This is a genomic window from Streptomyces zaehneri, from assembly GCF_032248645.1.
GTDB lineage: Bacteria > Actinomycetota > Actinomycetes > Streptomycetales > Streptomycetaceae > Streptomyces > Streptomyces coriariae.
On sequence record NZ_JASTTJ010000059.1, the window covers coordinates 1 to 4,629 of the forward strand.

General features: G+C 70.9%; 5 protein-coding genes and 3 pseudogenes. 3 read left to right on the plus strand and 5 right to left on the minus strand.

Annotation, left to right across the window (positions count from 1 at the left end; genetic code table 11):
- Positions 1–106, minus strand: a pseudogene (locus QQM72_RS40570) (IS5/IS1182 family transposase); the annotation flags it as partial.
- A 60-nt stretch (positions 107–166) separates the two neighbouring features.
- On the opposite strand from QQM72_RS40570, the pseudogene QQM72_RS40575 reads away from it, so the two are divergent.
- A pseudogene (locus QQM72_RS40575) lies at positions 167–373 on the plus strand (DUF1905 domain-containing protein); the annotation flags it as partial.
- A gap of 18 nt (positions 374–391) precedes the next feature.
- Here QQM72_RS40575 and mgrA read toward each other — a convergent pair.
- Positions 392–1,384 (minus strand): L-glyceraldehyde 3-phosphate reductase, encoded by a 993-nt coding sequence (gene mgrA / locus QQM72_RS40580; RefSeq protein ID WP_314225823.1) that lies wholly within the window; start codon positions 1,382–1,384, stop codon positions 392–394.
- Positions 1,385–1,498: 114 nt separating this feature from the next.
- Between mgrA and QQM72_RS40585 the strand changes: the two genes are divergently transcribed.
- Both QQM72_RS40585 and QQM72_RS40590 read left to right on the plus strand, forming a co-directional pair.
- Positions 1,499–2,383 carry a LysR family transcriptional regulator gene (locus QQM72_RS40585; protein WP_314225824.1) on the plus strand — a complete coding sequence of 295 codons (885 nt, stop codon included), beginning with the start codon at positions 1,499–1,501 and terminating at the stop codon, positions 2,381–2,383.
- Between the two features lie 25 nt (positions 2,384–2,408).
- Positions 2,409–2,924 (plus strand): mycothiol transferase, encoded by a 516-nt coding sequence (locus QQM72_RS40590; protein ID WP_314225825.1) that lies wholly within the window; start codon positions 2,409–2,411, stop codon positions 2,922–2,924.
- Here the strand turns inward: QQM72_RS40590 and QQM72_RS40595 are convergent.
- The 3 genes and pseudogenes from QQM72_RS40595 to QQM72_RS40605 form a co-directional block, all read right to left on the minus strand.
- Positions 2,906–3,976, minus strand: coding sequence for an adenosine deaminase (locus QQM72_RS40595; RefSeq protein ID WP_314225826.1), 1,071 nt, complete (start codon positions 3,974–3,976; stop codon positions 2,906–2,908). The two genes, QQM72_RS40590 and QQM72_RS40595, sit on opposite strands and share 19 nt — an antisense overlap.
- 25 nt (positions 3,977–4,001) lie before the next feature.
- The gene (locus tag QQM72_RS40600) at positions 4,002–4,397 is read right to left on the minus strand and encodes a VOC family protein (protein WP_314225827.1); all 396 of its coding nucleotides are present in this window, start codon (positions 4,395–4,397) and stop codon (positions 4,002–4,004) included.
- A 106-nt stretch (positions 4,398–4,503) separates the two neighbouring features.
- Positions 4,504–4,629 (minus strand): annotated as a pseudogene (locus QQM72_RS40605) (IS481 family transposase); the annotation flags it as partial.

Sequence of the window (4,629 nt, forward strand, 5' to 3'; positions counted from 1 at the left end):
TGAGCACCGTGCGGTGGTCGCTCCACCGGCCGCCTCGGCCACCTGGAGGCGGCAGATGCGGCTCCAGCAGTAACCACTCGCGATTCGTCAGATCCCCCCGACCCATGACCCAACCAACGAGCGACCAATCAAAAAGTCACATGATCCGCCGGACAGAACCTAAGCCGTCCGGCCGCAGTCCGTCGAATTCCTCGGAACTCGCGGACTCGTCAAGATCCGCGGAACGGTCGACGGACATCCGTTCCGGAGTTCGTTCATGGCTCTCGGGGACGGCACCCACGAACTCCCCGTCAATGCCGAAGTGCGCAAGGCGATCGGAAAACAGGAGGGCGACTCGGTGACCGTACGCCTGACGGAACGGCTCAGCCGTTGATCACCGCGCCGGTCCGGGTCAGCCGTTGATCACCGCGTCGATCCGGGCCAGCTCCTCGGCGTCGAAGTCCAGGTTGGCGAGGGCGCCGACGCTGTCCTCGATCTGCCGGGCGCTGCTCGCCCCCACCAGCGCGGAGGTCACCCGGCCGCCGCGCAGCACCCAGGCCAGCGCGAGCTGGGCGAGGGACTGACCGCGGGACCTGGCGATGTCGTCGAGGGCACGCAGCTTGCCGGTGAGCTCCTCGGTGAGCGCCTCGGAGTTCAGGAACGGGCTGTCGCTCGCCGCCCGGGAGTCCTCCGGGATGCCGTTCAGATAGCGGCCGGTCAGCAGACCCTGCTCCAGCGGCGAGAACACGATCGACCCGACCTCGAGCTCGTCCAGGGCGTCGAGCAGGCCCTCGCTCTCGGGGCGGCGGTCGAGCATCGAGTAGCGCGGCTGGTGGATCAGCAGCGGGGTGCCCAGCTCACCGAGGATGCGGGCGGCCTCGCGGGTCTGCTCCGCCGAGTAGTTGGAGACGCCGACGTAGAGCGCCTTGCCCTGCTGGACCGCGGTGTGCAGGGCGCCCATCGTCTCCTCCAGGGGAGTGTCCGGGTCGGGGCGGTGCGAGTAGAAGATGTCGACGTAGTCCAGGCCCATCCGGGTCAGGCTCTGGTCCAGCGAGGACAGCACGTACTTGCGCGAACCCCACTCGCCGTACGGGCCCGGCCACATCAGGTAGCCGGCCTTGGTGGAGATGACCAGCTCGTCGCGGTAGGGCGCGAAGTCCGCCTTCAGCGCCTCGCCCAGCGCGGACTCGGCGGCGCCGGGCGGCGGACCGTAGTTGTTCGCCAGGTCGAAGTGGGTGATGCCGAGGTCGAAGGCGCGGCGCAGGATGGCCCGCTGCGTCTCGACCGGACGGTCCGGGCCGAAGTTGTGCCACAGTCCGAGCGACAGCGCGGGAAGCTTCAGGCCGCTGCGTCCGGTCCGCCGGTAGGGCATGTCGGCGTAGCGGTCGGGGTGTGCGGTGTACAACGCGACTCCAAGAAGATCGGTCGGTTTCAGGAACCGCTACCCACTCTGACCCGACCTGCGGGTAGTGGTCCAACAGAAGAATCCGATGGAATTGTGCGGCTACGCTTCTCAATCATGGAACTGCGCCACCTCCAGCACTTCGTCGCGGTCGCCGAGGACCAGCACTTCACCCGGGCCGCCGAACGCCTCATGGTCTCCCAGTCGGGCCTGTCGGCGTCGATCCGCGCCCTGGAGCGGGAACTGCGCGCCCCGCTGTTCGTCCGGACCACCCGGCGGGTGACGCTGACGGAGGCGGGCCGGGCGCTGCTGGCCGAGGCCGAGCGGATCCTGGCGCAGGTGCGGGCGGCCCACGAGGCGGTGGCGGCCGTGCAGGGCGTCGTGCGCGGCACCCTCTCCGTGGGCACCGAACAGTGCATCGCCGGGGTGGACGTGGCGGGGCTGCTCGCGGCGTTCCGGCGACGCCACCCGGATGTCGAGATCCGGCTGCGGCAGACCGGTTCGGGTGCGCTCGGCGAGGAGGTGGCGGCCGGCCGGCTCGACCTGGCCTTCGCCTACCGGACCCAGCCGGACACCGACCAGCTCCGCTGCGCGCCGCTGGCCACCGAGCCGATGTACGTGCTGTGCCATCCCGACCACCGCCTCGCCGGGGTGTCGGCGGCGCTGACGCCTCAGGACGTCGCGGGCGAGGTGTTCGTCGACTTCCATCCGGACTGGGGGCCGCGCCGCGCCACCGACGTCGCGTTCACCGAGGCGGGGGTGCGGCGCACCGTCGCCCTGGAGGTCAACGACGTGCACAGTCTTCTGGACCTGGTGGACGAGAACCTCGGGGTCGCCGTCGTACCGCGCCACTTCCGGCACAAGCGGGAGGCGCTCACCGCGCTGCCCCTGAAGGGCACGGGCGAGGCGGTGTACGAGACGGTCGCGCTGCTGCCGCCCGCGCGGTCGACCAGCCCGGCGGCGCGGGCGCTGATGGCGCTGCTGGAAACGGGGGGCGGGTGAGCGCGGGGTACGCGATGGTGGACGTATGCATGCCAAGGACATCCTCATCGACGGTTACCAACGCATCCGGGAAGAGGTCCATGCCGCCGTCGAGGGCCTGGACCCCGACGACCTGAACGCCCGGCCCACCGCCGGGACCAACTCGATCGCCTGGCTCGTCTGGCATCTCACCCGCGTCCAGGACGACCATCTCGCCGGCGCCTTCGGGCTCGACCAGGTGTGGCTGGCCCAGGACTGGGAGAAACGCTTCGGCCTCGACCTGCCGCGCCGGGACACCGGGTACGGACACAGTGACGCGAAGGTCGCGAAGGTGCGGGTCTCCGACGGCGGTCTGCTGACCGGGTACCACGACGCGGTGCACGCGCAGAGCCTGGAGGCGCTGCGCGCGCTGACCGCGGCCGACCTGGAGCGCGTCGTGGACGAGCGCTGGGACCCGCCCGTCACCCTGGGCGTACGGCTGGTCAGCGTCCTGTCCGACGATCTCCAGCACGTCGGACAGGCCGCCTATGTCCGCGGACTGCTTCAGAGCGCGGCGGCGTAACCCGGAAGGACGACGTCCTCGATGAGGGCCTTGCGCTCGTCGAACGGCAGGAACGCGCTCTTGAGGGCGTTCACCGTGACGGTGCGCAGGTCCTCGAGTGTCCAGCCCGCCTCCTGCACGAGCAGCGACATCTCGCGGGTCATCGTCGTGCCGGAGACCAGCCGGTTGTCGGTGTTGAGGGTGACGCGGAAGCCGAGGTCCTTCAGCGCGGTGATCGGGTGCTCGGCGATCGAGGTGGCCGCGCCGGTCTGGAGGTTGGAGGTGGGGCACATCTCCAGGGCGACCCGGCGGTCGCGCACCCAGCCCGCGAGCCGGCCGAGCTTGCCGTCCACGATGTCGTCGGTGAGGCGCACGCCGTGACCGATGCGCTGGGCGCCGCAGACCTGGAGGGCCTGGTGGATGCTGGGCAGGCCGTGCGCCTCGCCGGCGTGGATGGTGAAGGGGACGTTCTCGCGGCGCAGGTGCTCGAAGGCGGCGAGGTGGTCGGCGGGCGGGAACCCGTCCTCGGCGCCGGCGATGTCGAAGCCGACGACGCCGGCGTCCCGGAAGGCGACCGCGAGGTCGGCGGCCTCGCGCACCCGGTCGAACATCCGCATGCCGCAGAGCAGCGTGCCGACCCGGACCGGCGTCCCGGCCGCCGCCGCCTTCGCCATACCGGCCGCCAGGCCCTCCTGGACGGTCTCCACGACCTCGGCGAGGCTCAGACCGCCGTTGACGTTCAGCTCCGGGGCGTAGCGGACCTCGCCGTAGACGACTCCGTCGGCCGCCAGGTCGAGCACGTACTCCTCCGCGGTGCGCAGCAGGCCCTCGCGGGTCTGCATGACGGCGAGAGTGTGCTCGAAGGTGGCTATGTACCGCACCAGGTCACCCGAGTTGGCGGCCTCGAAGTACCAGGCGGCGAGCTCGTCGGGGTCGGTGGTGGGCAGGGTGTGGCCGACCGCGTCCGCGAGCTCGACGACGGTGGCGGGGCGCAGGCCGCCGTCGAGGTGGTCGTGCAGGACGGCCTTGGGGAGGCGGCGGAGGGTGTCGGTGTCGATGTGGGACGCGGTCATGAGTGTGTTCCTCGGCAGGTGGTTCTCAGGTGGTGGCGGGCTGGAGCAGGTCCCAGCGGTTTCCGTACAGGTCCTGGAAGACGGCCACGGAGCCGTAGGCCTCGTGGCGGGGCTCCTCCAGGAAGGTCACGCCGGCGGCGCGCATGCGGGCGTGGTCGCCGGCGAAGTCCTCGGTGTGCAGGAAGAACCCGACGCGGCCGCCGGTCTGGTCGCCGATCCGGGCGCGCTGGGCCTCGCCCTTGGCCCGGGCGAGCAGCAGCCCTACGCCGTCCTGACGGTCCCCCGGCCGCACGACGACCCAGCGGGCGCCGTCGGGGCGCGGTGCGTCCTCGACGAGCCGGAATCCGAGCGCCTCGGTGTAGAAGCGGATCGCCTCGTCGTAGTCGTCGACGACAAGCGTGACCAGGGCGATGCGACTCATCGTGGCCTTTCGGGGAGCGTGCGGGGGCTGTCGGGAGGTGCGATTGACGGGTGAGGTTATACGTAAAACCCTCCCGTGCGCCAGTCGCCTCCGCGACGGTGGTGACCTAGGTGTATTGACCCGTGAGGTTGGGGACGCGGCTGGCGGGTGGTTGGCCTTTCAGCGCGGTGTGTCCGCGGTGGTGATTGTAGGTGTGCAGCCAGTCGGGGAAGGCGTCGCGTCGTTCCTGCTC

What these genes read in the sequence shown, in the direction of transcription:
- QQM72_RS40600 (WP_314225827.1), bottom strand. Translation starts at nt 4,397, where the DNA reads ATGAGTCGCATCGCCCTGGTCACGCTTGTCGTCGACGACTACGACGAG.
- QQM72_RS40595 (WP_314225826.1), bottom strand. Translation starts at nt 3,976, where the DNA reads ATGACCGCGTCCCACATCGACACCGACACCCTCCGCCGCCTCCCCAAG.
- QQM72_RS40590 (WP_314225825.1), top strand. Translation starts at nt 2,409, where the DNA reads ATGCATGCCAAGGACATCCTCATCGACGGTTACCAACGCATCCGGGAA.
- QQM72_RS40585 (WP_314225824.1), top strand. Translation starts at nt 1,499, where the DNA reads ATGGAACTGCGCCACCTCCAGCACTTCGTCGCGGTCGCCGAGGACCAG.